Below are 24,286 nucleotides of genomic sequence, written 5' to 3'. Positions count from 1 at the left end.
ATGGAAGAAATCCTTCGTTCGGTGTTGAAAAATATTTGTGATTTTCCAGTTCCTGACGAAAAAACGTGGTACGAAGCAGCCCAAGCTTCTTTGAAAGGAAAGTCAGTTGAAAAGCTCCTCTCTACAGAAACAGATGAAGGAATTACTTTAAAACCGTTGTACCGGGAAGAAGACAGGGAGGGGCTTGCTTATGCTGACACACTGCCCGGTCAGTCTCCTCATGTAAGGGGAATTCATGCAGCTTCGGAGCATCCATTTCCATGGGAAGCTGCACAACCCATATGGGAGCGTACGCCTGAGACGGCAAACCGTGAAATGAAAGAAGGCCTTCAAAAAGGGCAGCATGCTGTAAGAATAAGCTGGAATAGAGCGGTAAAAGAAGGCAGAGAACTGAATCACAATGAAGTAAACGGAACCGGTGTTCTAATAGGCGATGCAGATGATTTTTTAACCCTTTTGAAAGATGTTGATATAGAAAAGACGCCCATTCACTTTGAAACAGGAGCAGATCCGCTTCCGCTCTTCGCTTTATGGGCTGCTGCTCTACAAAAGGCAGGGGTTTCTACTCCAGCAGGTGGAAGTGCTGCATCTGACCCGCTTGGAAGCTGGGTGGCAGCAGGAGAGGTGCCTGCACCGCTCAGCACGTGCTATGATCATATGGCAGAAATAATGAAGTGGTGTGATAGCAACAGCATAGATGTCAAAACGGTGCTGGTTTCAAGTGAACCTTATCATAACAGCGGAGCAGGCGCTGTGGAAGAGCTTGCGTATTCCATGGCTACTGCAGCGGCCTACGTGAAAGAACTGAAAGATAGAGGAATCGCACCGGAAAAAAGTGTCCCTCGTATTCAGTTTCGATTTCCGGCAGGATCTGACTTTTTTATGGAAATCGCTAAATTTCGGGCTGCCCGCGCACTTTGGTCTAATATCCAAGCCGCTTTTGGTATCGAAGAGGACAAACGTACTATGGCTGTTCATGGCCTAACGTCAGATAGAACGAAAACGGAGTATGATCCGTACGTCAACATGCTTCGTTCTACTACAGAAGCATTTTCCGCTGTAGCCGGAGGAGCGGACAGTTTGGAAGTTACGCCATTTGATGTGTCTTTTCAAAGGCCGTCGCCTTTTTCTAAACGTATTGCCCGTAACACGCAGGTTATTTTACAGGAAGAAGCTTACCTTGGAAGGACAATCGATCCTGCAGGCGGCTCTTACTATGTGGAGCAGTTAACCCATCAATTAGCAGAAAAAGCATGGTCCCTGTTTCAGGAGATGGAAGCAAGCGGAGGCTTAGAACAAAACCTGATTGATGGAAACCCTCAAAAACGCATAGAAAAAAAACGCCAGGAAAAAGAAAAAGCAGTCCAAAAACAGCGAAAAGTTTTCGTCGGGGTCAATAAATATCCGGACATCAATGAAAAACCAGTATCGGTGAAACCAGAAAATGATGAAAAGCAAGTGGTGGATTTTATTGAAAATTACCAATTGAAAAAAAGAAATAAAGCAAGCGCAGCGTGGCATAAAGGAGAAAAAAGCATCATTGAAGAAGCGATAGAGGCTGCTAAGAACGGGGCTGTACTCTCTCAGCTTTCACAGATGAATAGCAGCCAAAACATTTCTATTGCTCCTTTGCCGCCAGGACGAGAAGCACAAGCGTTTGAAAGGCTGCGCAAATCAGCTGAAGCCTATAAAGAAGATACAAACAAACCTCTTTCAGCACTGCTGGTTACATTAGGACCGCTTGCGGACCATAAAGCACGAACAGACTTTTCTACTGGATTTCTGCAAACGGGCGGCTTTCATGTGCAGCAGACAGAAGGTACAGATGATGCTGCTAAAGCCAGTAGTGCTGCTGTATCAGCTGACGAAACCATTGTTGTACTGTGTGGACAAGATGCAGCATATGAAGCACTCGCTTCGACGATTGTACAAGCCATTAAAGAAAACACACCAGACAAGATTGTTCTGCTGGCTGGCAAACTGACAGAAGAGCAGGAAAAAATTCTTACAGATAAAGGGCTGGATGGTACCATTCACCGCCATTCCAATGTTTACGAAACCTTAAGCTGGCTGCAGCGTACGAAAGGAGCGTCTGTACAATGACAACTCCGGACTTCACCAAAATAAACTATAATGAAGCGCTGGCTTCTCATGATCTAACCAAATGGGAGCAGGAAGTGAAAAAGAAAACCGGAAAAAGCGCAGAAGACTTATCTTCTCCTACAGTAGAAAACATAGAGCTTAAGCCGCTTTATACGAAAGAAGACACGAAAGATCTCCCTCATACAAATTATGTATCCGGGATTGCTCCTTTTTTACGAGGGCCGTATCCAGCCATGTATAAAACAAGACCATGGACCGTCCGCCAATATGCCGGATATTCCACAGCAGAAGAATCCAACGCTTTCTACCGCCGTAACCTGGCGGCTGGACAAAAAGGTCTCTCCATAGCATTTGACCTAGCTACGCACCGCGGCTACGATTCCGATCACCCTCGTGTCGTCGGTGATGTTGGAAAAGCTGGAGTGGCCGTTGATTCCATTCTTGATATGAAAGTGCTGTTTGATGGAATTCCGCTCGATCAAATGTCTGTATCTATGACGATGAATGGTGCCGTTTTACCGGTTATGGCTTTTTATATTGTGGCTGCAGAGGAACAGGGAGTAAAACAAGAACAGCTGACAGGAACGATTCAAAATGATATTTTAAAAGAATACATGGTTCGTAATACGTACATTTATCCCCCGGAAATGTCGATGCGCATCATCGCTGATATATTTGCTTATACCTCAGAACATATGCCGAAGTTTAATAGCATTTCCATTTCGGGTTATCATATGCAGGAGGCAGGAGCGACCGCTGATCTTGAGCTTGGCTATACGCTTGCCGACGGCTTGGAATATGTCCGCACTGGCTTAAAAGCAGGCCTTAACATTGATCAGTTTGCGCCGAGACTTTCGTTTTTCTGGGCGATTGGGATGAACCACTTTATGGAAATAGCAAAGCTCCGGGCAGCCAGACTGCTGTGGGCGCGCTTAATGAAGCCGTTTAACCCAAAAAACAAGAAATCGATGGCACTCCGGACACACTCTCAAACTTCAGGCTGGAGCTTGACAGAACAGGATCCGTATAATAATGTCGTGCGAACCTGTCTTGAGGCGATGGCTGCTGCAATGGGGCATACCCAGTCTCTTCATACGAACGCGCTCGATGAAGCAATCGCACTGCCAACTGATTTTTCTGCGCGGATTGCGAGAAACACACAGCTTTATCTCCAGGAAGAAACAGGGATTACCAACGTCGTAGACCCGTGGGGCGGCTCATATTACGTAGAAAGCTTAACCGCGGAGCTGGCTAAAAAAGCATGGGAGCATATTGAGGAAATCGATGAAGCTGGCGGGATGACAAAAGCGATTGAAACAGGACTTCCAAAAATGAGAATCGAAGAAGCAGCTGCCCGCCGCCAGGCCCACATTGATTCCGGCAGGGAAACAGTGGTCGGAATTAACAAATACCGATTAGAAAAAGAAGACCCGCTTGATATTTTAGATATTGATAATTCAGCTGTACGACAATCGCAAATAAAACGTCTGGAAAAGCTGCGAGCAGAACGAAATGAAGATAAAGTAGCAGAAACCTTAAATGCTCTGACAAAAGCAGCAGAGGACGGCAGCGAAAATTTATTAAAGCTTGCCGTAGATGCCGCAAGAGCTCGGGCAAGCCTTGGAGAAATTTCAGATGCCATCGAAAAAGTTGCGGGAAGACATCAGGCTGTCACACGTTCCATCAGCGGCGTGTACAGTGCAGAATTTGGAGAGGAAGAATTAATGGATGATGTGAGACGGTTAACCGATGAATTCGCTGAAGCAGAAGGCAGACGTCCGCGTATTATGATCGCAAAAATGGGCCAGGACGGCCATGACCGCGGAGCGAAAGTCATTTCTACGGCTTTTGCTGACCTTGGCTTTGACGTGGATATCGGTCCGCTTTTCCAAACGCCGGAAGAAGCCGCATTACAGGCGGTTGAAAACGATGTTCACATCCTTGGAATGAGCTCGCTTGCTGCTGGGCATAAAACGCTGCTGCCCGAAGTAGTAGAAGAGTTGAAAAAGCTGGGAAGAGAGGATATTGTCATTGTTATAGGCGGTGTTATACCAGCGCAGGATTATGATGAATTAAAAGAAAAAGGAGCAGCAGCCATTTTTGGTCCAGGGACGGTGATCCCGGCAGCAGCGAAGCAGGTCATGGAAGAAGTAATTAAACGTTTAGAAGAAGTTTAAATCAAAAGGGCCAGTGAGAAAGGAGGGCCCGTATGGACAATCAGCAGCGACCACGAACGAAACGAAGACGGTCTCTCTCGGTTGAGGAGTATGTGGACGGGGTGCTGAATCGCAACCGGGCGGTAATTGCCCGGGCGATTACCCTTGTAGAAAGCAATTCTCCGAAGCATTTTGAAACAGCCCAGCAGGTCCTCAAACAACTGATGCCATATACCGGACAAGCAATTAGAATAGGAATCACTGGTGTTCCTGGAGCAGGGAAAAGCACATTGATTGAGAAGTTTGGAGCAATGCTGTGCGATGAGGGGCACCATCTGGCGGTACTTGCTGTAGATCCGTCTTCTAGTGTAAGCAAAGGCAGTATTCTAGGAGATAAAACAAGAATGGAAACCTTGTCCAAGCATCCAAACGCATATGTCCGGCCCTCTCCATCCGGTGGCACGCTTGGCGGTGTAGCAAGAAAAAGCAGAGAAACGATGCTCATCTGTGAAGCAGCAGGCTATGATGTCATTTTTGTAGAAACCGTCGGAGTGGGGCAGAGTGAAATCACCGTCCGCTCTATGGTCGACTTCTTTTTAGTTCTCATGCTGACTGGCGGGGGAGACGAACTGCAAGGAATGAAAAAAGGGATCATGGAAATTGCTGATGCAATCTTTATCAACAAAGCCGACGGGAAAAACAAACAAGCTGCCTTAAATGCAAAAGCAGAGTATAACCGGTTGCTGCATTATTTGCAGCCAGCAACTCCCGGCTGGGATACAAAGGCTTATACTGTTTCTGCGCTAACAGGAGAAGGGGTTCCTGATATTTGGGATATTGTAACCAGCTACGAAAAGAAAATGAAAGAAAGTGGATTTTTCCAAGAAAGAAGAGCTTCACAGTTGTCAGAATGGATGGATCGTTTCATTGAAGATGAACTAAAAATTTCTTTTTATCAAAATGAAAAAGTAAAATTGAACCTGCCCGAGCTGAAACAAAAAGTAACAGCAGGTGAGCTTCCTTTGGCACAGGCAGTAAAGCAGCTAATGGAAATATACCGCAGTTATTAAAAAAGCTAAGGATAGCTACTTTGAAGTTTCAGTTACCTGCATTTTGGGGATTGAAGCGGATTGAATCAGCGCAATTTGGAGAAAAGAGAAAACCAAGCTAAACAGCCGGTCGTGAAAATAAATCACGACCGGCTGTTTACTATACAAGGGCTTTTTGGGACAGCTTAAATCATTACACCGAAAGAATCAAGCAGGATATCTTATACACAAACTCTTCTTACATAGTAGAGCCAAATACCATGATGGTAACACCAACGAACCCCAGCACAAACGGCAAGTTTTTCACAAGATAATAGCTTTGTGAAGAATATTTCAACAGCAAAAAGAATCGGTCAGCCACAAAGAACAGAACAGCGGCTAAAACAGCCATAATGGTTATATCTATATTTTGCGTTACAATGTAAGCAGTACATGCCCCTGCAATATGAAAGAAAAAAGAGAGAGGTTGAAAGTGCCACTTAATCCGGCGGGCAAGCCAGTCGGATGCAAGTGATACAATAGTACCGTAGAAAACAATCGGGGTTAAAGAGAAAAATCCATAAATCGTAATGCTCTGCAGGATCTTTCCGATAACCGGTATCAGTGGTTGTAGGTATTGGAAACAATACCCCCATTAAAATCAAAAATAGTGTCCATACAGTAAGCCCTGTCAGCATTTTATTCATGTTGCTTTCGCCTCCGCTATTTAATTTTTACTTGTGTAGTACAATATCTACTATGTTTATATCCCCGTTTGAAAAAACTAAACAAGGTAAGCGTTTTCATATAAGGTTTTTATGTTTTTAAATATTTGTTAACGAATTGTAATGAAGAAAGGAAAGATTTTTTGAAACGATTTTTAATTTGGTTTATGCATCCTGACCGCGAAAGTTTTAATGGAACAATAGTAGATGCTTACACGGAAGAGCTGAAAAAACAAGGAAAAGAAATAGAAATCCGCACCATTGCTGAGATCAACCTTTCTCCTCACTTGGTTCGTGATGAGTATCATGCCTCGCTTGAGGGAAGATATCCGGAAGTTATAAAAAAAGAGCATGAAAAAATGAAATGGGCGGATGTGATTACGTTTATTTTTCCGCTTTGGTGGGGAAGTTTTCCTGCTGCTGGCAAAGGATTTTTAGATCGCGTGCTGTCTTATGGTTTTGCTTATGAATTAGAAGGAGAAACACCGGTACCTCTAATGAACGGTAAAAAAGCAGCAGTTATCTATACAACGGGCACCCCTACAGAAGAATTTATTGAAAAAGGAAGCAAACATTGTATAGAAGAAACATGGAAAGAAGAAATATTTTCTTTTTGCGGCTTTGACTGTTTGCCATTTTTACATTTTGGTGATGTGGTGCAAGCAGGAGATGAAAAAAGAAAGCAAATGCTCGAGAAGGTACGGGAATATGCCAGGGAGCATGCTGTTTTTTGATTAGTCTGCTTCTCCGGAGGATGCAGCGGAAACCCGTTCCTTTATGCTCTTTAAAAGTAGCATTTTTGAGGTGTGACGGACATTCATTTCGCTAAACTTTGCTATAAACATGAAAATTTCGTAATTTGCAGCAGATAACGGAACTAGTGGCCTCGAAAACGCTATAAAGGAAGGATTTTAATAAAATAAGGAATCTGATGTCCGCTGTGCAATGGTCACTCAAGGTTTGCAAAACGCCATCTTCTCCATACTTTGTAAATGAGGTGAAGCCATGAATTGGAAATTATTACATATGTATATCTTCTCCGCACTCCTCCTGTTAGTTTCTTGCTCGCAAATGACAGATCGTTTAAGGAATTGTCCGGATGCAGCTATTTCCTGGATGGATGTTTTAAAAATTGATGATCTTCCAAGGTATGAATAAGGGCGTGGAGCTGGAAAAAGGGGCAGTGATTGGGGGAAGTAGAATATCAGATGGCAGATAACGCTTGTTCCAATCACAAAATGAGTAATGGCGATGCTGCCTTTCTTCCTGTTGGAATAAAAATTTATAAAATGAAGGGCTATGATCCTGACTTTCGAGTAATTGCTGAAGATAAAGTATATCAAGTAGAAGAAAACCCAGAAGCACGAACCATTGCGGACTTATATGACATAGAAGGAAAGGTTGATAAAATAAGCATGGAAAGCATTTGAGGACGGAAGCCACATTTCGGATTTTTCTTCAGCGAATACAAAGGCATTTGTAGAAGATTTCCTGTCATTAGAATACGCAGGTATGGAAGAAATCGAGAAAATGCGAGAGAACAGCAGCCGCACCTTCTTGCGATTCCATTTAAAAGACGGCACATCTTTTCGGACTGCTTACTATATTGAAGAAAATGTCTTAATCCCGGCGCGTTTGGCACAGAGAAAATGAGTATTATGCTCGAAGAAACAAATATAGATTAATTTTTGCGTGTGAACAATAATAGTTGGGTGATCCCGGCTAATAGAGGCAGCTCAAGCAGTGGTCCGACGATTAAGGTTAATGCAATAAACGGCTGATCTGGAAAAGCGGTCAAAGCAACAGCGAGCGCAATCGGTGAATTTCTTGCTAATGTCGTTAAGCTGAGGCTTGCTTTGTCTTGATACGAAAACTTCATTATACTGCCAACTTTTTGACCAATAATAAAATTAATCGCAAAAAATAATAAAATAGGAAGCGTTAATTTCCATAACAAATCCAAGTGTTCGAGCAGGAAGTGACCATTTGATGCAAACATAGCAGCAATCGCTAAACTTAAAAAAACAACCGGAGCATTAACCGCGGTTGAACGTATTTTTTCTTTTAGAGGATCTTTAAAAAAGGTATTCGTCATAACTGCAAGCAGTAATGGCAGTAATAAAACAAGCAATATGCTTTCAGCTAACATGGAGAAATCCACAAAGCCTGCTGTACCACTAAATACCAATAAATAAACAGGTAAGAGCAATAGCTGCAATAGTAAGTTTATCGGCAAAATGGAAGCAGATAAGGCGGTATTTCCTTTTGCTATTCCGGTGAAAATTAAGTACCAATCCGTACATGGAGTGACCATCAGCATGATGAATCCAAGCGACAGTGCTGGATACTCCGATAAAAAAATAGAAGCCAGCGCCCAGGCGAACACAGGTGTCCACACAAAATTTATCAAGAGAGATGTATCAGTAAATTTTATATTTTGCAGTGACTTTTTTATGTTTTCAAATGGGATATGTAAAAAGGTGAAATACAGCATCCCGACCAGCAATGGCGTAATCACGTATTCTGTATTGGTTCGGAATATGTCAAACTGACCTAGCCCCAGTCCGAATAATACAGCACCTAAAATAATAAAAGAATATAATTTTTCCAACGTTGTCATAATGGCAGCTCACCCTAATATAAGTAGCTATTATCGTATTGTATCACTTCCTGGAATGCATAATAAATAGAATATCGCGGAAAATTAAAGGAAAAGGAAGGGAGTGTTTGTGATGACAAGAGGGCAATCTCGAAACAACAAACATAAAAATAAAGCAAGGCTGTCGCAGACGCCGAAAAAAGATATCGTCGTTAATGATGGATTAGATGTGGAATATTCCGAAGAGCTGGCGGATACTGATGATTTAGAAGCACAGGAGCGTGCAAGAGAGGCAGATGAACGAGCACACAACCGTCCGCTTGATGAATTGTAAAGAAAATCCAATGGGTCAGGTCCTGCAGGGGTCTGACCCTTTTTTGCTGTTGTTTCTTTTTAGAGCAAGCAATTCCTGCTGACCTCCTATATTATATAAATAGAAAAGAGGTCCGTGGATATTTGAACAGGATACTTAAGAAGACTGCTGCATGGCGGAAGGGGACGGTTTTTTAGAACCTGAATAGCTTTGTACCATCCGCTGTAAATCTTTGTGTGCTTCTCTTACTTTTATCGTTTGATCGAGGATTTCCTGAAACCCTTCCAGGTCTTTGTCTGACGCATTTAATACCGACTTAGGGATGCCTTCTGCGATCTGTTTCAGTGTGAGATCACGGTTCACTAACAACGACCACCTTTCTTATAGTGTATAAATACTGCTTAATACATTTGTGGCAAACATGGTATTTTCCTGCTAAAAACAGCCATGAATTTATCTACAAATAACACCATGAAGGTATAAATTCTGATAGGGTGAGCAAAAAATTTCGAAATATTTAGGTTTTTAGGTATAATGTAAGTAATTAACTTTTTATGACAAAGGTGGCCAATGCGTTGAATCGGTTATTATGGACGTTAGCTATTGCACAATTTCTTAGTATGCAAGTATGGTTTAACTTTTCTGCGGTGATGCCAATCGTAGAAGAGGAATGGGGTTTAACACCCACACAGTCCGGTATCATTGTTTCCTTTTTTCATATAGGCTATGTAGCAGCGGTCTTTTTTTATAGTTTTTTAAGCGATAAATATAATCCGAAATATTCTTTTATGTACGGTGCTTTGCTGGCTGGCGTTTCTGGTGTTTTGTTTGTTTTCTTAGCTGACGGGTTTATGTCAGCTCTTCTGCTGCGTTTGTTATCTGGTATTGGCATAGCAGGGATTTATGTACCGGGAATGAAAATCGTAGCACAAATCGCTCCCCCAGAAAAAAGAGGAGCAGCGATGGGCGTTTATGTAGGCTCGTTAGTAGTGGGTTCTGGTTTTTCCCTGCTAGTATCAGGAATGCTTATTAATTTAACGGGCTGGCAGGGGGTTATTTTGATTACATCCTGCTCTGCACTTGTGGCTTCAGGAATGCTTTTCTTTTCTAACATTCCAAGCAACTTACATATCGAGGGACAGCGTTTAAATATGGCACTGCTGAAAAGAGTGCTGACGAAGAAAAATTTGCTCGTAAATGTCAGTTACACCGGCCATTGCTGGGAATTGTATGCGATGTGGGCGTGGATCGGCCCGTTTCTCGTTTATTATTTTGCAAATAATGATGTAGAACATGCTGTGAGTTATGGAAATCTAACAGGATCACTCGTTATTATGGCAGGCGGATTTGCTACGTTTTTGGGCGGGCAATTGTCGGATAGGTTCGGACGGCTGAATATAATTCAATTATTTATTTATATCAGTATTATCTGCTCTTTGGCTGTTGGCTGGCTCATCGAAATTCCGATCTGGATTCTGCTTCCGCTCGTTTTTATTTATGGATTTACAATTATTGCAGATTCCCCGATTTATAATACCGCCTTAACGGAAATTGCCGATCCCGATATTATCGGCACCGCCCTTGGTATTCAGTCAGTTATGGGTTTTAGTGCAACAATTTTTTCTCCTGTATTATTTGGTCTTTTGCTTGACTTTTACAATTGGGGTGTGGCTTTTACATCCATTGGACTGCTTACGTTCGTAACCCCTGTTTGCATATGGATATTAAGGCGACAACTGGCGACAAAAGATATTAATGTAAAATAAGCCGGAAAACATTGTAAAGGGGGAAACTGTATTAAAATTAAAATAATGATTTCCGTTGCTTTTTTGGGGGTTATGGTTTTTCTAAGCTGGTTTTATATTAATAATATTGCTCCAGAAACCCATTATGTAGAGGTTTAATTTGCTTACATTACAGCTTATTTTGTCACCATTTTGTTTGCTGTTACTCTTCTTATTTCTAAAAAACAAAAGGTTCTGTTATGTACTTTTTCGATTGTTTTTCTCGTAATCATGCTGGGGTTGGTATGTGGGTTATCCGGCCTTATGTTATTTTACATCACGAAGTGCCCAAAAGAATGGAAGTATTAGAACACCATTTAGAAGAAACTTACCCTGATCGTTCTTGGGAAATGGAAAAGGCCGAATCTACCTTTTCCAGCCATTATCTCTTTTATGTCACGTTTGAAGATGAACCCGATTATTCTTATTCCTACCATATCTCTAATGATGTAATCCATGGAAGGGAGGAATTACAAAGCACCGGCGGCCGTAATAACAAATAATCTACGTAGTAAAGGGAGTTTTTCTAAATGAACAAAGTGTCTCCTCTGATCATTATTGATGTGCAGAAAGCTTTTGAGGATAAAAAATGGGGAAAGCGAAACAATCCTTTGCAGAACAAAACATCCAAAGGCAGCTCACGGCATGGCGGGGAAAAGGATGGCCGGTTATACATATTAAGCACACTTCTTCTAATCCTGCGTCTTTGTTTTTTCCTGAAAATGAATCATTCGTTTTTAAAGGATGCTGCAATGCCAAAAGTAAATGAAACAGTTATAACCAAAAAACAGAACAGTGCATTTATCGGCACGAACTTAAAAGAGCATTTACATTCCAATCAATGGGACAACGTAATCATCACAGGATTAACGACACCTCATTGTGTATCAACAACTACTAGGATGAGCGGGAACTTCGGCTTTTCTACATATTTGATTGCTGATGCGACGGCAGCTTTCGGTTTATGGGATATAATGTTCGATATTACGAGCCTGAGGTCGTACATGACTTATCACTAGCCGCTCTTCACCAGGAATTTGCCACAGGAATCACAACCGTTCAAATCATTGAAAAAATAGAAAAGGAGCAGTTGAAATGAAAACAGCATTTATTTTGTTCGACGGTGTAACTGCTTTAGATTTTGTCGGGGTATATGATGCTTTGACGAGGTTGAAGACGATGAATGTGATGCCAGAATTTCAGTGGGATGTTTGTTCGTTTAACCCTGCAGTTAAAGATGGGGCTGGACTTATATTTTCTCCAGATAAAGTGAGTAAACCATTAGATCATTATGACATGATTGTTGTACCGGGCGGAATGGGGACAAGACGGCTGCAGGACGACCCTGCCTTCCTTCAATGGTTGAAAACGGCGGAGAACTGTGATCTAAAAGCTTCCGTATGCACGGGTTCCCTGCTTCTTGGAGCTGCTGGTTTTTTAAAAGGAAAAAAGGCGACGACCCATCCCCACGCATTTGAATTATTAAATACATATTGCCAAACGCTGGATCAAAGAATTGTAGATGAAGGAGATGTTATCACAGCTAGAGGGGTCAGCTCATCTATAGATTTAGGCTTGTATCTTTGTGAAAAATTTGCCGGGACAGAAGGAAAAGAACACATCCGCAGGCAGATGGATTATCAAACATAAATAATGGGTCACAACATGGAATGCTAGCAAGAAAAGAGAAAAAAGGTACCACTTTTTAATGACCTATTTTTAAAACGTGGCTTAAAGTGTTATTATTTTATAAATAGAATAATTTTAAAGTGTGAAATCGAAAGGGGACTCATTAAACCTATGGAAGTACAAGCTCAATCTACACCTAACCCAAATGCTGTAAAATTTACAGCGGACCAAGTAATCTTTGATGGCAGCACGTCTCTGAAAAAAGGGGACGACACCGATCACCCGATTGCAAAAGCATTGCTACAGATTGAAGGCGTAGACAATATTTTTGGCTACAATGATTTTGTTACGGTAAATAAAACGATGGATGCAGAGTGGGATGACTTGATGCCTAAGATCCAGCAGGCGTTTAACGCAAACGAATAAAAAGAAGGACCTTTTATAAATGCTCCCTGATCCATTTGAATGGGAGCATTTTTTATTGGCTGAAAAAGTCATAAAGTACTCGTGGCCGTCATAATAGAAATCGATCGGAATACAGTGTTAATGGGCTATATGCTCGGAAAACAATAGATGGAGCAGGCTGTCCATTATTATATAATGGGGGGGCGGAATAAATCATGTGGGGAAAGATTTATCAATGGATTGTTTTCATTTCCGGTGTGATTCACTCAAATATTTCTAGGAGACGAAAGACAATGGCTGTTCATTGCTCTTTCTCTTGTGATTATCGGTATGACCATAATAAGGCTGGTGGAAATTTATCACGAATCATAAATGAAAAAAAGAAACCTTTACCTGCTTTAAAACGTTACATAATAAATAGCAGGAGTGATAATTTGAAAAGCAGGTTGATGTTTTTCCTATTTTTATTAATAGGCATGGGGATGAATGGCTGTGCTTCTGGTGATAAGCCTGGCTTTCCGCCGGGAATGACTGGTTACGTGGTCGATAAAAAAGATGGCAGGGTCCTTGTTGCAGCGTCTGAGCCGAAAGATTACAGCGATACCGGCGGCCAGGAGGTATTTTACAGCGCCATCTGGTTTTCCAACGCGGCGGATAATGCAGAAATAGGGCATGGAGTAGAAGTATGGTATGAAGTGGTGGCTGAATCGTATCCAGGCCAGTCAGAGGCGGAGCATATGGAAATCCTTCCGGGAGAAAAGCCAGAAGAAGCAAATCTTACAGAGCAAGAAGCTGTAAAACAAGCCCTGGAATCAAAAGATATTCAAGGAATTCCTGCGGTCACAAGTGTCGATTTTCAAACGGAACATAAACAGTGGAAGGTTGAAATAACAATGCATGACGTAACGGTTAATGATTATAACAGGGGGAACTAAATATGACTATTCAAAAAGCAGCACTAAACGACCTTAATTCATTAACCGAACTTTTTGATTTATACCGGCTCTTTTACGAACAATCATCTGATAGGGAAGGGGCGAGGGAATATTTAAAAGAAAGGATGAAAAATAAGGAGTCGGCAGTTTTTATAGCTTACGAGAAAAACCATCCTATCGGCTTTGTGCAATTGTATCCTTCTTTTTCATCCGTAAGTATGAAGAAGACGTGGATTTTAAATGATTTGTTTGTGAAAGAATCTGCTAGAAAAAAGGGATTTGGTGAGAAATTATTAAAGAAAGCCATTGATTATGCATCGAAAACAGGGGCAGCATCCCTTTCTCTCGAGACAGGAAATGAAAATACAGCAGTGCAAAGTCTATATGAGAAAATAGGATTTAAAAGAAATTCTCATTATTTTTATGATTACTCTTTTCGTTTTCCACTTAAATAATAGGATAATAAGCTTCATAATTAGGGTAGACGTAATATGGAGGACGTGGGCCGATCTTAGGTAATTCAAAAGAATATGGACTATACGTAACTTCCACTTTTTCATTGGACTCGTTTACAAGAAGCAGTTTAACTTCCGGGTTGAATGTATACATCCATGCCCTCCTCTTTTATTCAACTGATTCCCCGCCATTTACATGAAGCACTTGGCCTGTCACAAAACTAGAATCGTCTGAAGCGAGGTAAACATAAGCTGGGGCGAGTTCAAACGGCTGGCCTTGCCGATCCATCGGGTTATTGACTTGGGTGACTTCATCAGCAGAAAAGCTTGCCGGTATAAGCGGTGTCCAAATGCGCCCCGGAGCGACCGCGTTTACACGGATGCCATGCTTTATAACATTGTTTGCTAACGCACGTGTGAAGCCAACGTTGGCCGCTTTTGTTGAAGTGTAGTCAATCAGCTGTTCATTGCCTGAATAAGCCACCACCGATGACGTATTAATGATAGAGCTTCCTGCTTTCATGTGGGGCAGTGCTGCTCTTGTTGTGTAAAAATGAGAGTAGACGTTGACTTTGAATGTTTCATCGAATTGCTCATCTGTAATATCAAGCAGGCTTAATTGCTGAAATTGAATGCCAACGTGGTTGCACAAAATATCAAGTCTGCCAAAAGTTTCAACCGTTTTTTCCACTATCTTTTCACATTGGCTTTTTTCTCGAACATCTCCTGGTAGCAGTAAACAACGCTGGCCTCTTTCTTCTACTCTTCTTTTAGTACGATTGGCATCGTCATGCTCATTTAGATAAGAAACCGCCACATCTGCTCCTTCTTTGGCGAAAGCTATAGCGACTGCCGCTCCAATTCCGCTGTCGCCTCCCGTAATAAGGGCGATTTTGCCTTTCAGTTTTCCACTTCCTTTGTAATTGGGGTTTTCAATGATTGGTTTGGGAACCATTACTTTTTCGATACCAGGCTGGTGGTATTGACGCTGCTCGGGTACCGCCAGCGGCACTTCCTCGTAACGAGTGATTTTCCCGTAATGCGGATACATGGGATAAGGTTCTTTTTTCATATTTTCTTGAAACATCTGCTGCATCTGCTGCACTTGCTGCCACGTATTTTGACTCATTCCGACCTCCTAAGGAGTAATTTCTCTTATTTCACGTTATGAAGAAACGTCACTATTTATGTGATGACATGTTTTTTGGAACAAATATGGGAAAAAAGCCTTGTAGGAAAATTACAAAAAATGGTACGGTGTAGAAGAAGAAAGTAATGGAGTTGAAATGAATGAAAAAAATCCTTTGGATAACAGCCGGGTTATTAGGATTGGCGGGAGCCATAATGGGCATCAGCTTCTTTACGGTGGCATGGATGAGTAATTTGGAAGACGATACAGAAGCTTTTGCGGGTGAATCAGCCGTTTCTGAGGTAGAAATTTTAGAACATTCGAAAGCTGTGTCCTACCTAGATGATGACGGCACGCTGCACATTGAGGATGCGGTGCAGCATAAAATCAGGGAAACCCATGATATCATGAACGGGTTGGTTGGCTGGGGAGAATTAAATTTTTTTCAGCAGCAGGATCACTGGTTAGAAAAAAATGAGGACATTGAAAAAGTTTATAACGAATTTAAATCGATGGCTGACGCTTCAGAGGGAGAACTGCAGTCTGATTTTCATAATCTCATGGATTTGATAGAGTATGCCGTCTTTAAAAGAGATAAAGAGGCATTGAAGTATGCCCATCGGATTATTCAGGATTTAGACATCATTGTTAATGATTATCCGATTGACGACTTGTATCATGTCACGAATACTTCTCATAATGACGCTGAAATTCGAAGTTTTTTACAGGATTAAAAATAGGTAGAAACGCTTGACAGGAGCCAGAGAGATTCTGGTTCTTTTATTTGTTAAATGATATTGGAGGGAGCTTGGTGGAATTGCACTCATTTTGGTTTTCATTTTTTAGTTGGGTTCCGTCCCTATTTTCATTGCTTATTATTATATTTTTCATTTATACGGTAGTTACGATGATTAAATTAATGAAAGAAAGGAATAAAGTGCTTAAAGATATTCATGAAGAGCTAAAGCGGAACAAAGATACGGGGGCTGGTTTATGATAAAACATCCTTACCTATTATGGGCTGGTATTAGCCTGTTTAGTTTGGCATACCTGCTTCAGTTTCCGTTTCCTCATCGGACTCCATTTGGGGAAGCAATTTTTCGAAACCTTGGTATTCCCCCTTATTCAAATATGGATACGGAAAGCGGGCTTCATTTTTTTGGTTTAGCCAGCTTAGCTGCTCTCATTCTTAGTCTTTTTTTCATTGGCCATTCACTTAAAAAATGGCAGGGTAAGATTTTATTTGCAAGTATATCAATTTTTATAATTACACCATCAGCTATTGTATCTGCATATCAAAGTACGATGGCGGCTGGTGTTTATGCGGTTGATTATGACAGAGAGAAGAGTTCGTGTTCCTATGAAGCAGATGAAGAGAAGAAAGAAATGTACATACAATTTTCTATTCCGCTGGAAAATAAAAGCTCGGAAGAAGTAAACGTTACAGTGGAGTTTATTGAATCCATTCACCGCGTGGAAGATGTTCCAACGATATCTCTTTTGAACAAAGAGGGAATCCAAGAAGAAACGCTATTACCAAAAGAAAAAGATACCTTTCATTTTGAAGAAACCGTGGATATTTCAGATTTGGAAAAATATTATTATGGAGGCCAGGCAAATGGAATCAATCTTATCTTAAGGGATTCTAATGGAAATGAACGAAGCTTATAAGATGGAAAGAGGAAATAAAATGGAATTTTTAATTTTTGCTGCAATATTTGCTGTTTTTGATGCACTGGGAAGGATTAATAAAAACCAACTTCAAGAAACAAGAGAGATAAAAAAACTGCAGGAAGTGATAAAGGATAAAAATGGCGGTGTATAAACCCCGGCGTTACGATAGGGGATAATGCGGTGATTGCTTCCGGGACTGTTGTAACAAAAAAGTGTACCTAATAACACAGTTGTTGGAGGCAGTCCCGCGAAAGTGTTAAAAATTAAAAATTAGTTTTTCTCGTCACTTTTTCGTGAGTGATAAATTATTTCTACTAACAGTAAAAAGACAGCCAGACATAAGGAAATGATGCTTGCTTTTACTGAACTAATTGATAAAAAAAGACAAACGATAAATATGAAAATAAACCTCAGAGCGAATAAGAAAACAAGACGCATGGATGCACTCTCGGTTATATACTTAATAACAGCTGTGAATAGATGATCGGCGGTAAACATATAAACGGCTGTCGCAATAACCAGCGTTCCTAATTGATTTTTGTCTATATCGAGACTGAATAACGAATTAATAAAAGCTGCTGCCCCAGTAAAAATAAACACAAAAAACATAATAATTGCGGTTGAGATGAGGGAAAGCACAGCGGATGCAACAACAGAAGACAGTAAATATTTTTCATTATAATCATGGTTTTCTTTCTTTTCACTTTTAACGATGAAAATAAAAAATACGATAAAAGATAGAAGGAAAATAATAATGGCCAATCCTAGATGCATAATACCCCTCCGAATCGATAAAGAGCGGGACCGGCCCGCTCCTTGTTAACCTAAAAAGAATACAATAAATTTAGCGATATACAAGGCGTCAGCAGGAGGAATCCCAGCTTTTGTCAGCCCTAATGCTACAGCGGATTCTGTAAAATTGTTTAATTCTTCCAGTACGTCAGCCGCTTTATTTCCATATTTTGAAATGGAGTCGCCCGCTTTATCTGCCCATTTATATGGAATACGCTTTATTAAATCTCCCGCGTATGTACCTCCATAGCGTAATGCCTTTTGAACGGCTTTTTTTGTAATGGAAGCCCAAATTTGCGGCTGCACTTGATGCTGCATTTCAGCTTTCGGTGGAACGGCTTCAGCGGATTTCATGGAGCTTTGCTGTTCATTTGCATTTCCTTTATGAATAGCGCCATTTTTTTCATATTCATAGTATACGTTTTGAGTTTCAGGACTTAATTCATTAATTTGTGCGTCTGTGTTTTCTTCTAAGTGTTGAAGGTCAATACCTGCTGCTTCCATTTCTTTTAACAAGTGTGTAAATTCATCAAGCTGATTTTCTATTTCAGAGGAATTCTTTACAGTCGGTGACTCTTCAGCTTGTGCGAAATGAGGCAGAACTGCTGAAAGAACAAGAGATAAAGCTAGTAAACTTGCAGCGCATTTAAATTGCTTTTCCATCCCCAAAATCTCCTCCTTACTAGTTTTATTAACACAAGCAGATGTTATAATCACCTGACAATTTTGTCAATTAATGGATGTAAGGTAAAAGTTTGTTCATAAAACAAGAAATAGGTCGTTAGCAATAAGCAAGATAAAGAAGGCTTGAACAATAGAAAAGCGAAACAAAAACAGTGAAATCACATAATCATAAGAAGTTAAAAAAATGCAGGATAAATCAAGTCTTTCCTAACTGGGAAAAAAGATGATGAGGCTTTAATAGATAACGATCTTTTTTGTAAGAAAAGCGTTCTATTTTACTGTTTTTGATGAAAAAGGATGGAGGTAGATATAGATGAAGCATTAACCGATCTTTGGTGTCCTTCTGATTGGTTTAGCAGGCTGTGCGAATGACATGCCAACAAACAAAGAGCCGGTCCTGAAGGAAAAAGAGCTTTCAGAGGATCAACAGCGCTATCTTCCATTTGGAGTGGAGAATTATGTGGTATATGAACCGGAGTTTCAACAGAATAATATAAAAGCGGTAAAAGTGGTCATAGACGTATATGAGGATGGAGAACGTTTAGAAGAAGAGTCAGGTACTAAATTAGGCATTGGACTTGAAAAAGAGGAAAAAGAGTACATAAATGAACTTATATTCGGTTTAAATGAGCTTAATCATGCGGGAAATGATAATAAAACAGATATGGAGCTTTATTTCCATGAGGCGCAAGCGGCGGATGAAGGAGAGAGGCCTTTTCAATATTCGACTGCTTCTACAGCATTTCAGCTGCCTTTTGCATGGGATGAAAAAGTTTACACTCATTTAAATGAAGTGCCGGTGGACCAAAACGAAACGTCTTGGATGGCAATCATGCAATCTGGGTCGTCGATTTCTGCGGACTGGAACGAAGAAAAAGAATTAGAGCGTACAATTGAACAAAAAGAGCATGTAGTAGTGTTTGGCCTCCGCTGGTCTGAGGAAGCATTGTAAAAAATGAGTGGACGGCGGAAATGTTTCCAGCCGCCTTTATTGGCTTGTTTGGCTGTTCCAATCGGAAAATAAGCCGCTTCCATTGCAGCCGGGACATTCAACGGAGGGAGTCGTAGTATAATATTCAACGGGATAATAAAGATCAAAACCTCGCCCGCGGCAGTCCGGACAGATCCCCTTTGCTTCCATGTTGGCAATATGCTTTTCCTGCCTTGCTTTTTTCCATTCTTTTATCGAGGAAAAGAGTCCCATCTTAGTTCACCTCCAACATTAATTGTGTACGCTTACATTATCATTTTGTGGAAAAATATGTTGCTTTATACCATATTTTATTCATCAATTGCAAAAAGGTTATGGCAGAAGCGGTTGGACAAATAGGGATATTTCTCTGAAAAGCTTTGTCTAGGCTGGAGTTTATAAATTTTTGACGGGGATGCATATGATGAGATCAGAAAATAAAAAGGAGGAATCCACATGACTAAAAGACCTATACGCCATCAATCTGATATATTTAACGAAGTTTTTGATACGTTTCATGATTTGTTTTCATCATTTCCAGGTTTACGTGATAATGAGAAAACGGCCATTCGGGAAGAAGGCAGTTATTATGTAGTGGAAGCATCGCTGCCCGGGTTTGAAAGTGACAGGATATTTATAGAATATGAGGATGAATATGTGACGATCAAAGCGGTACACGATGAAACGGACAAAGTAGAAAGTGATCAATTTTTTCGACAAACGTCCCGCTTTGAAGAGTTTTACAAGAAAATACACCTCGGCCCAATAAAAGGCGAAGAAATTAAAGTTTCGTATGTAGAGGATCTGCTTGTTCTGCATATTCCGAAACGCGAGAATCCTTTGTCACGCGAACGTTTTATAGGAATTGATGAGAAGGAGAGAAAGTGACTGAACCCTACACATAGCAGAGGCTGCCTCTAAGGCAGCCTCTTTTCACATTGGTTTTTGTTTGAGTTTAAGACACGGACCCTCGTTCCGTTATTTCACGAACGAAAAATCTACGTGTTTAGGGTTAATAGCCGAATGTGGGTCCGCGAAACTGTTTGAAAGAGTACTATTGATAACATTAGCGGAACCTCGGTCTGGAAAGGGAAGCAGGTACCGTGTACTCAGCACCTGACTCCCCGTTGTTCCCGCCTATTTGGCTGCAGCAGGACGATTTTTCAATATGGTATCATATGGAATAAACCGGGTCGTTTGTTTTTGGTTTTTAACATCATAATGAACAAGCAGTATTTCTTGTTTTTTTACTATGCTGCCTGTTTCAAGGTAAGCCTGCAGGGAAAACGGCATCAGTTCGGTTACTGCGTGTTTATGCCAATCCTGTTTCTTCAACGAAACTGGTAAATGAGGCAGTTGTGGCTGATCAGCAAATAAATTCATCAACTCTGTATGCTCTTTTTTGGAAAGCTCCGGTGTTCCCCAGGATTTCCGAGGTTTATGCTTTTGGTGCAAAAAGTAATCATAGGTCATTATCCCTTTGATCACCGCAATGTTTTTCACCCCGTGATGCTTTAAAAATTCTTCAAGGCGGAGGAAAAGGTCTTCAAGCTGATGCCCGATTCGGCCCCAGCCTTTTTGATGCCAGTAATCCCCGAATTCCTGAAAGAAGTCAAACGCAGTCGGAAAGCTTTGGTTTACAAGGTATTCTATCGTGTGATCCATGCGGTGGTCGTTCCAATATTTTTCTAAAATGTCTTCAACTCGCTTAATGCGGGCGATGTCAGCAAAGCTAAGTACGTCATTTCTTAGCATTTCATACGGTGCGTTGTCCATATACACATAGCCGTGGTCTTCTGCCCGTATTCGCAGGCCTGTCCCTCTCAGCATTTTCAAGAATCCGAGCTGCAATTCTTCCGGCCCCATCGCAAAGACATCATTAAAGGTTTGTTTAAAGCGGCCGTAATCTTCTTCCGGCAGACCTGCGATGAGATCAAGGTGCTGTTCGATTTTTCCGCCTTCTTTTACCATCGTTACCGTTCGTTCCAGCTTTTTCAGGTTTTGGTGGCGTTTGACTAATTTATTCGTAGCGTCGTTGGTCGATTGAACACCAATTTCAAACCGGAAAATCCCCGGCGGTGCATTTTCGTTTAAAAATGTCAGTAGTTCAGGCGGCATAATATCTGCGGTAATTTCAAATTGAAATTGACAGCCCTGGTGGTTGTCAATTAAAAATTGAAAGATTTCCTTTGCGTACTCGCGCTGAATATTAAAAGTGCGGTCCACGAATTTTACCATTTTTGCACCGTTTTCTATTAAATAAAGCAGGTCTTTTTTGACTTCATTTATATCAAAATAGCGGACGCCATTTTCAATAGAAGAAAGACAGAATTGACAGCTGAAAGGACAGCCGCGGCTTGTTTCAAAATACGTAATCCGTTTAGACAGTGCTTCTTTATCTTCTTCGAAACGGTACGGGCTTGGCAGGTCTTCAAGAGGAACTTTAGGACGAGGCGGATTTATTCTGACTCGGCCGTCTTTACGATAAGCTGTTCCGAAAACCATATGAAACTTCTGTTCGCTGTTCATTTCCTCAAGAAGGTGTTTAAACGTTTCTTCGCCTTCTCCCATGACGATAAAATCAACTTCAGGAAGACGTTTCATCCAGTAGTCCGTATCATATGAAACTTCCGGACCGCCAAGTACGATCGTTATATTGGAATCTATTTTTTTCAGCATAGACACTACTTCAATGGTTTCTTCAATATTCCAAATGTAGCAGGAAAAGCCGATGACATCGGGCTTTTTCTCAAACAGGTCTGTTACAATATTCATAGCAGGATCTTTAATCGTATATTCTGCTATATTGACATTATAATCTGGTTCTGCAAAAGCCTTTAAATAACGAAGGGCCAGGCAGGTATGAATATACTTAGCATTTAATGTACTTACAACGACATTCAAACAAAATCGCTCCTTTTACTGCTATTTCATCGCATAAAACACTAGGAATATGATATCATATGTTCGGCTTTCATTTCTTCCTATATCGTAGTAATGAAAATATACAGCTGTTTTAAAGGATGGTAGGAATGATTTTAACGCTTGAACCGTGGTTGTTTCATCTATTATTATCCCTTACTATTTTAACTCTGACGTTTCTTTTAGGGCTGGCTCTTCATTCATTTATGAAAAAAAAGGAAAAGCCTCGTAAAAATATAGAAAGGCTGGCCTCTATTATACTTGCCGTCATAATGGCTGCTCTGTATCTTTACGTTACCGAAGTATTTGCAGACAGAGCATCGCAGGGTGAACGGGTTTTATCAGTAGAAGGGGCTGAGAGAATAGAATCAGCACAGGCTGTTATTGTTCCGTTTGACGATTATGCAGTACTCGAACGTCTTTACGATTTTGGCTACACCGTAGAAGATGAGATAGATGGAGAATCATATCAAATTACATTTAATATTCAGGACGGTGCTCTTTTGGTCGATGAGTATAATGACTATATTAAAGGAAATCATGTCTTTTCAAATCATGCTAGGCTGTCTTTTCCTGAAATATATGAAAACGAATGGAAACCGGTGATTCAAGAAAACATAAGAGCGAATGAAGAAATTGATTTACCAGGGGTGACCGTAAATATAGAATCGATTTCTTGATGATAACGATGGGGATGTCTCGAAAGGAAGAGGCATCCCTTTTTAGCTTCCTCCAAACAAGGATCTTGAAACCTGGGAACTATCTCCACTGAATTACTTAGACGCTTTACTGCGTAAAAAATAATTATTTACAAGTTTTGCAGAATCCTATAAGATAAATGTAACTATTAGAAAATTCCTACATATAAAGAGGGGGAGAACAACTATGAAAAAAAGATGGCTGCAGCTGCTTTTAACCGGAGCGTTATCTGTCACCGTTTTAGCAGCGTGCGGAGAAGGGGAAGAAGAAGCGTCTGGGGAAAATGAGACGGCTACCGGCGGAACAGAGGAAGAAGATGCAGAAGGGGAAGCGGAAGATAGTGTGGTAGTCGGAGCTACACAGATTGTTGAACACCCTTCGCTCGATGAAGCATATGAAGGGTTTAAAGAAGGTTTAGCCGATCAAGGATATACAGAAGGAGAAAATATCGAGTTCGATTATCAAAATGCTCAGAATGATCAGAATAATACGGCAACGATTGCGAATAATTTTGTTGCTGATGGAGTAGATTTGATTTTTGCCAATTCGACGCCGAGTGCGCAATCAGCACTGCAGGCAAGCTCTGAAACTCCGATTATTTTCACATCAGTAACCGATGCTGTAGAAGCTGGCCTTATAGAGGACACCGAAACACCGGGAGAGTTGATTACAGGGGTCATGGACCTTCATCCTGAAGCCATTGAGATGACCGTTGATTTTATCACAGAATACTTTCCAGAAGCGACTGTGGGGATGATTTACAATTCTGGAGAACAAAATTCTGTTTCTCAAATAGAAGCAGTAGAAGCAGCTATGGAAGGCACGGACTTAGAGGCAGCTACGAGAAGTGTTTCTTCTTCTGCAGAGGTGCAGCAGGCCGCTGAATCTCTAGTTGGAGATGTAGATGTTATGTACATTGTTACAGACAACACGGTAGTTTCTGCGCTTGAAACCGTGGTGAATGTGGCAGAAACACAAGGTATTCCGTTAGTTGTAGGAGAGCCTGATTCCCTTGAACGCGGCGGATTTGCTACCTTTGGAATAGATTATCATACCATTGGTTACCGGGCCGGTGAAATGGCTGCAGAAGTATTAAGCGGTGAAAAAACACCTGCTGATATTCCTGCAGAATACCCGGAAGACATGGAACTATTTATCAATAAAGAAGCTGCTGAAGCCCAGGGTGTAGAGATACATAAAGACTGGGAAGAAGAAGCTCAATTTATTAACGAATAATGCATCAGGCTTGGCCTGCCTCTAAAAGAGGCAACAGGCCAGGCTTTT

The 24,286-nt window shown here is 41.0% G+C and carries 30 protein-coding genes and 2 pseudogenes; 23 read left to right on the top strand and 9 right to left on the bottom strand.

What is annotated here, in order from left to right; translation table 11 throughout:
* The 3 genes from ACE1TI_RS03120 to meaB are packed head-to-tail and all read left to right on the top strand — an operon-like array spanning position 1 to position 5,329.
* Positions 1–2,103: a methylmalonyl-CoA mutase family protein gene (locus ACE1TI_RS03120; protein WP_375006124.1), complete on the top strand. Its 2,103-nt coding sequence runs from the start codon at positions 1–3 to the stop codon at positions 2,101–2,103.
* On the top strand, positions 2,100–4,280 hold the full coding sequence (gene scpA, locus ACE1TI_RS03115) for a methylmalonyl-CoA mutase (RefSeq protein ID WP_375006123.1): 2,181 nt from the start codon (positions 2,100–2,102) through the stop codon (positions 4,278–4,280). The genes ACE1TI_RS03120 and scpA overlap by 4 nt, the downstream gene beginning before the upstream one ends.
* A gap of 32 nt (positions 4,281–4,312) precedes the next feature.
* A complete protein-coding gene (meaB, locus tag ACE1TI_RS03110; RefSeq protein WP_375006122.1) occupies positions 4,313–5,329 on the top strand; it encodes a methylmalonyl Co-A mutase-associated GTPase MeaB in 1,017 nt (338 codons plus the stop codon).
* Positions 5,330–5,787: 458 nt separating this feature from the next.
* Here the strand turns inward: meaB and ACE1TI_RS03105 are convergent, their stop codons facing one another.
* Positions 5,788–5,994: a hypothetical protein gene (locus ACE1TI_RS03105; protein WP_375006121.1), complete on the bottom strand. Its 207-nt coding sequence runs from the start codon at positions 5,992–5,994 to the stop codon at positions 5,788–5,790.
* Positions 5,995–6,155: 161 nt separating this feature from the next.
* Here ACE1TI_RS03105 and ACE1TI_RS03100 point away from each other — a divergent pair, with 161 nt between their 5' ends.
* The 3 genes from ACE1TI_RS03100 (at position 6,156) to ACE1TI_RS03090 (ending at position 7,442) form a co-directional block, all read left to right on the top strand.
* Positions 6,156–6,746, top strand: coding sequence for an NAD(P)H-dependent oxidoreductase (locus tag ACE1TI_RS03100; protein WP_375006120.1), 591 nt, complete (start codon positions 6,156–6,158; stop codon positions 6,744–6,746).
* Between the two features lie 271 nt (positions 6,747–7,017).
* On the top strand, positions 7,018–7,170 hold the full coding sequence (locus tag ACE1TI_RS03095; RefSeq protein WP_375006119.1) for a hypothetical protein: 153 nt from the start codon (positions 7,018–7,020) through the stop codon (positions 7,168–7,170).
* A 29-nt stretch (positions 7,171–7,199) separates the two neighbouring features.
* Positions 7,200–7,442 (top strand): hypothetical protein, encoded by a 243-nt coding sequence (locus ACE1TI_RS03090; protein ID WP_375006118.1) that lies wholly within the window; start codon positions 7,200–7,202, stop codon positions 7,440–7,442.
* Positions 7,443–7,693: 251 nt separating this feature from the next.
* On the opposite strand, the gene ACE1TI_RS03085 is transcribed toward ACE1TI_RS03090, so the two are convergent.
* Positions 7,694–8,632 (bottom strand): arsenic resistance protein, encoded by a 939-nt coding sequence (locus ACE1TI_RS03085; protein ID WP_375006117.1) that lies wholly within the window; start codon positions 8,630–8,632, stop codon positions 7,694–7,696.
* A gap of 112 nt (positions 8,633–8,744) precedes the next feature.
* On the opposite strand from ACE1TI_RS03085, the gene ACE1TI_RS03080 reads away from it, so the two are divergent.
* Positions 8,745–8,945 carry a YfhD family protein gene (locus ACE1TI_RS03080; protein ID WP_375006116.1) on the top strand — a complete coding sequence of 67 codons (201 nt, stop codon included), beginning with the start codon at positions 8,745–8,747 and terminating at the stop codon, positions 8,943–8,945.
* Positions 8,946–9,080: 135 nt separating this feature from the next.
* Here the strand turns inward: ACE1TI_RS03080 and ACE1TI_RS03075 are convergent, their stop codons facing one another.
* Positions 9,081–9,287, bottom strand: coding sequence for a hypothetical protein (locus ACE1TI_RS03075; protein ID WP_375006115.1), 207 nt, complete (start codon positions 9,285–9,287; stop codon positions 9,081–9,083).
* Positions 9,288–9,499: 212 nt separating this feature from the next.
* On the opposite strand from ACE1TI_RS03075, the gene ACE1TI_RS03070 reads away from it, so the two are divergent.
* The 7 genes and pseudogenes from ACE1TI_RS03070 (at position 9,500) to ACE1TI_RS03040 (ending at position 14,132) form a co-directional block, all read left to right on the top strand.
* A complete protein-coding gene (locus ACE1TI_RS03070) occupies positions 9,500–10,690 on the top strand; it encodes an MFS transporter (protein ID WP_375006114.1) in 1,191 nt (396 codons plus the stop codon).
* A gap of 218 nt (positions 10,691–10,908) precedes the next feature.
* Positions 10,909–11,211, top strand: a complete 303-nt coding sequence (locus tag ACE1TI_RS03065) for a hypothetical protein (protein ID WP_375006113.1) — start codon at positions 10,909–10,911, stop codon at positions 11,209–11,211.
* A 27-nt stretch (positions 11,212–11,238) separates the two neighbouring features.
* A pseudogene (locus tag ACE1TI_RS03060) lies at positions 11,239–11,807 on the top strand (cysteine hydrolase family protein).
* Complete coding sequence (locus ACE1TI_RS03055; RefSeq protein WP_375006112.1) at positions 11,804–12,358, top strand: DJ-1/PfpI family protein; 555 nt, start codon at positions 11,804–11,806, stop codon at positions 12,356–12,358. The pseudogene ACE1TI_RS03060 and the gene ACE1TI_RS03055 overlap by 4 nt, the downstream one beginning before the upstream one ends.
* 150 nt (positions 12,359–12,508) lie before the next feature.
* A complete protein-coding gene (locus ACE1TI_RS03050) occupies positions 12,509–12,763 on the top strand; it encodes a NifU N-terminal domain-containing protein (protein ID WP_375006111.1) in 255 nt (84 codons plus the stop codon).
* Positions 12,764–12,957: 194 nt separating this feature from the next.
* Positions 12,958–13,677: a YobA family protein gene (locus tag ACE1TI_RS03045; RefSeq protein ID WP_375006110.1), complete on the top strand. Its 720-nt coding sequence runs from the start codon at positions 12,958–12,960 to the stop codon at positions 13,675–13,677.
* A gap of 2 nt (positions 13,678–13,679) precedes the next feature.
* Positions 13,680–14,132, top strand: a complete 453-nt coding sequence (locus ACE1TI_RS03040; protein WP_375006109.1) for a GNAT family N-acetyltransferase — start codon at positions 13,680–13,682, stop codon at positions 14,130–14,132.
* Here the strand turns inward: ACE1TI_RS03040 and ACE1TI_RS03035 are convergent.
* Positions 14,125–14,286 carry a hypothetical protein gene (locus ACE1TI_RS03035; RefSeq protein WP_375006108.1) on the bottom strand — a complete coding sequence of 54 codons (162 nt, stop codon included), beginning with the start codon at positions 14,284–14,286 and terminating at the stop codon, positions 14,125–14,127. The genes ACE1TI_RS03040 and ACE1TI_RS03035 overlap by 8 nt on opposite strands.
* Before the next feature lie 15 nt (positions 14,287–14,301).
* Positions 14,302–15,204, bottom strand: coding sequence for an SDR family oxidoreductase (locus ACE1TI_RS03030; protein ID WP_375006252.1), 903 nt, complete (start codon positions 15,202–15,204; stop codon positions 14,302–14,304).
* 218 nt (positions 15,205–15,422) lie between these two features.
* On the opposite strand from ACE1TI_RS03030, the gene ACE1TI_RS03025 reads away from it, so the two are divergent.
* The 5 genes and pseudogenes from ACE1TI_RS03025 to ACE1TI_RS03005 all read left to right on the top strand — a co-directional run.
* A complete protein-coding gene (locus tag ACE1TI_RS03025) occupies positions 15,423–15,995 on the top strand; it encodes a hypothetical protein (RefSeq protein ID WP_375006107.1) in 573 nt (190 codons plus the stop codon).
* Between the two features lie 77 nt (positions 15,996–16,072).
* Positions 16,073–16,258, top strand: coding sequence for a hypothetical protein (locus ACE1TI_RS03020; protein ID WP_375006106.1), 186 nt, complete (start codon positions 16,073–16,075; stop codon positions 16,256–16,258).
* The gene (locus ACE1TI_RS03015) at positions 16,255–16,932 is read left to right on the top strand and encodes a hypothetical protein (protein WP_375006105.1); all 678 of its coding nucleotides are present in this window, start codon (positions 16,255–16,257) and stop codon (positions 16,930–16,932) included. The genes ACE1TI_RS03020 and ACE1TI_RS03015 overlap by 4 nt, the downstream gene beginning before the upstream one ends.
* A gap of 19 nt (positions 16,933–16,951) precedes the next feature.
* A complete protein-coding gene (locus ACE1TI_RS03010; RefSeq protein ID WP_375006104.1) occupies positions 16,952–17,086 on the top strand; it encodes a hypothetical protein in 135 nt (44 codons plus the stop codon).
* Positions 17,083–17,209 (top strand): annotated as a pseudogene (locus ACE1TI_RS03005) (acetyltransferase); the annotation flags it as partial. The gene ACE1TI_RS03010 and the pseudogene ACE1TI_RS03005, both read left to right, overlap by 4 nt.
* On the opposite strand, the gene ACE1TI_RS03000 reads toward ACE1TI_RS03005, so the two are convergent.
* Positions 17,206–17,709 (bottom strand): hypothetical protein, encoded by a 504-nt coding sequence (locus ACE1TI_RS03000; RefSeq protein ID WP_375006103.1) that lies wholly within the window; start codon positions 17,707–17,709, stop codon positions 17,206–17,208. The pseudogene ACE1TI_RS03005 and the gene ACE1TI_RS03000 sit on opposite strands and share 4 nt — an antisense overlap.
* Before the next feature lie 45 nt (positions 17,710–17,754).
* Entirely contained in the window at positions 17,755–18,390 is a 636-nt protein-coding gene (locus ACE1TI_RS02995) for a hypothetical protein (RefSeq protein WP_375006102.1), read from the bottom strand.
* 394 nt (positions 18,391–18,784) lie between these two features.
* On the opposite strand from ACE1TI_RS02995, the gene ACE1TI_RS02990 reads away from it, so the two are divergent.
* Complete coding sequence (locus tag ACE1TI_RS02990; RefSeq protein ID WP_375006101.1) at positions 18,785–19,363, top strand: hypothetical protein; 579 nt, start codon at positions 18,785–18,787, stop codon at positions 19,361–19,363.
* Between the two features lie 36 nt (positions 19,364–19,399).
* Here the strand turns inward: ACE1TI_RS02990 and ACE1TI_RS02985 are convergent, their stop codons facing one another.
* Positions 19,400–19,615 (bottom strand): methionine aminopeptidase, encoded by a 216-nt coding sequence (locus tag ACE1TI_RS02985; RefSeq protein WP_375006100.1) that lies wholly within the window; start codon positions 19,613–19,615, stop codon positions 19,400–19,402.
* A gap of 222 nt (positions 19,616–19,837) precedes the next feature.
* Here ACE1TI_RS02985 and ACE1TI_RS02980 point away from each other — a divergent pair, with 222 nt between their 5' ends.
* A complete protein-coding gene (locus ACE1TI_RS02980) occupies positions 19,838–20,269 on the top strand; it encodes an Hsp20/alpha crystallin family protein (protein WP_375006099.1) in 432 nt (143 codons plus the stop codon).
* 249 nt (positions 20,270–20,518) lie between these two features.
* Here ACE1TI_RS02980 and ACE1TI_RS02975 read toward each other — a convergent pair whose 3' ends face one another.
* On the bottom strand, positions 20,519–22,285 hold the full coding sequence (locus ACE1TI_RS02975; protein ID WP_375006098.1) for a B12-binding domain-containing radical SAM protein: 1,767 nt from the start codon (positions 22,283–22,285) through the stop codon (positions 20,519–20,521).
* Between the two features lie 128 nt (positions 22,286–22,413).
* Here ACE1TI_RS02975 and ACE1TI_RS02970 point away from each other — a divergent pair, with 128 nt between their 5' ends.
* On the top strand, positions 22,414–22,983 hold the full coding sequence (locus tag ACE1TI_RS02970) for a hypothetical protein (protein ID WP_375006097.1): 570 nt from the start codon (positions 22,414–22,416) through the stop codon (positions 22,981–22,983).
* A gap of 205 nt (positions 22,984–23,188) precedes the next feature.
* The gene (locus ACE1TI_RS02965) at positions 23,189–24,238 is read left to right on the top strand and encodes an ABC transporter substrate-binding protein (RefSeq protein WP_375006096.1); all 1,050 of its coding nucleotides are present in this window, start codon (positions 23,189–23,191) and stop codon (positions 24,236–24,238) included.
* Positions 24,239–24,286 lie beyond the last annotated feature (48 nt).

Origin of the sequence: Alteribacillus sp. JSM 102045 (assembly GCF_041949975.1) — a bacterium.
Classification (GTDB): Bacteria; Bacillota; Bacilli; order Bacillales; family Marinococcaceae; genus Alteribacillus.
Note: the sequence above shows the minus strand (reverse complement) of the source record. Positions and strands in the feature narration are given on the sequence as shown.

Bases quoted from the DNA above. Each gene is read 5' to 3' on its own strand.
- ACE1TI_RS03035 (WP_375006108.1), bottom strand. From the start codon at position 14,286: ATGTATACATTCAACCCGGAAGTTAAACTGCTTCTTGTAAACGAGTCC.
- ACE1TI_RS03025 (WP_375006107.1), top strand. From the start codon at position 15,423: ATGAAAAAAATCCTTTGGATAACAGCCGGGTTATTAGGATTGGCGGGA.
- ACE1TI_RS03045 (WP_375006110.1), top strand. From the start codon at position 12,958: ATGTGGGGAAAGATTTATCAATGGATTGTTTTCATTTCCGGTGTGATT.
- ACE1TI_RS02990 (WP_375006101.1), top strand. From the start codon at position 18,785: ATGCCAACAAACAAAGAGCCGGTCCTGAAGGAAAAAGAGCTTTCAGAG.
- ACE1TI_RS02970 (WP_375006097.1), top strand. From the start codon at position 22,414: ATGATTTTAACGCTTGAACCGTGGTTGTTTCATCTATTATTATCCCTT.
- ACE1TI_RS03015 (WP_375006105.1), top strand. From the start codon at position 16,255: ATGATAAAACATCCTTACCTATTATGGGCTGGTATTAGCCTGTTTAGT.
- ACE1TI_RS02995 (WP_375006102.1), bottom strand. From the start codon at position 18,390: ATGGAAAAGCAATTTAAATGCGCTGCAAGTTTACTAGCTTTATCTCTT.
- ACE1TI_RS03010 (WP_375006104.1), top strand. From the start codon at position 16,952: ATGGAATTTTTAATTTTTGCTGCAATATTTGCTGTTTTTGATGCACTG.
- ACE1TI_RS02980 (WP_375006099.1), top strand. From the start codon at position 19,838: ATGACTAAAAGACCTATACGCCATCAATCTGATATATTTAACGAAGTT.
- ACE1TI_RS03030 (WP_375006252.1), bottom strand. From the start codon at position 15,204: ATGAAAAAAGAACCTTATCCCATGTATCCGCATTACGGGAAAATCACT.
- ACE1TI_RS02985 (WP_375006100.1), bottom strand. From the start codon at position 19,615: ATGGGACTCTTTTCCTCGATAAAAGAATGGAAAAAAGCAAGGCAGGAA.
- ACE1TI_RS03080 (WP_375006116.1), top strand. From the start codon at position 8,745: ATGACAAGAGGGCAATCTCGAAACAACAAACATAAAAATAAAGCAAGG.
- ACE1TI_RS03055 (WP_375006112.1), top strand. From the start codon at position 11,804: ATGAAAACAGCATTTATTTTGTTCGACGGTGTAACTGCTTTAGATTTT.
- ACE1TI_RS03085 (WP_375006117.1), bottom strand. From the start codon at position 8,632: ATGACAACGTTGGAAAAATTATATTCTTTTATTATTTTAGGTGCTGTA.
- ACE1TI_RS03065 (WP_375006113.1), top strand. From the start codon at position 10,909: ATGTACTTTTTCGATTGTTTTTCTCGTAATCATGCTGGGGTTGGTATG.
- ACE1TI_RS03095 (WP_375006119.1), top strand. From the start codon at position 7,018: ATGAATTGGAAATTATTACATATGTATATCTTCTCCGCACTCCTCCTG.
- ACE1TI_RS03040 (WP_375006109.1), top strand. From the start codon at position 13,680: ATGACTATTCAAAAAGCAGCACTAAACGACCTTAATTCATTAACCGAA.
- ACE1TI_RS02965 (WP_375006096.1), top strand. From the start codon at position 23,189: ATGAAAAAAAGATGGCTGCAGCTGCTTTTAACCGGAGCGTTATCTGTC.
- ACE1TI_RS03000 (WP_375006103.1), bottom strand. From the start codon at position 17,709: ATGCATCTAGGATTGGCCATTATTATTTTCCTTCTATCTTTTATCGTA.
- meaB (WP_375006122.1), top strand. From the start codon at position 4,313: ATGGACAATCAGCAGCGACCACGAACGAAACGAAGACGGTCTCTCTCG.
- scpA (WP_375006123.1), top strand. From the start codon at position 2,100: ATGACAACTCCGGACTTCACCAAAATAAACTATAATGAAGCGCTGGCT.
- ACE1TI_RS03050 (WP_375006111.1), top strand. From the start codon at position 12,509: ATGGAAGTACAAGCTCAATCTACACCTAACCCAAATGCTGTAAAATTT.
- ACE1TI_RS03105 (WP_375006121.1), bottom strand. From the start codon at position 5,994: ATGAATAAAATGCTGACAGGGCTTACTGTATGGACACTATTTTTGATT.
- ACE1TI_RS03120 (WP_375006124.1), top strand. From the start codon at position 1: ATGGAAGAAATCCTTCGTTCGGTGTTGAAAAATATTTGTGATTTTCCA.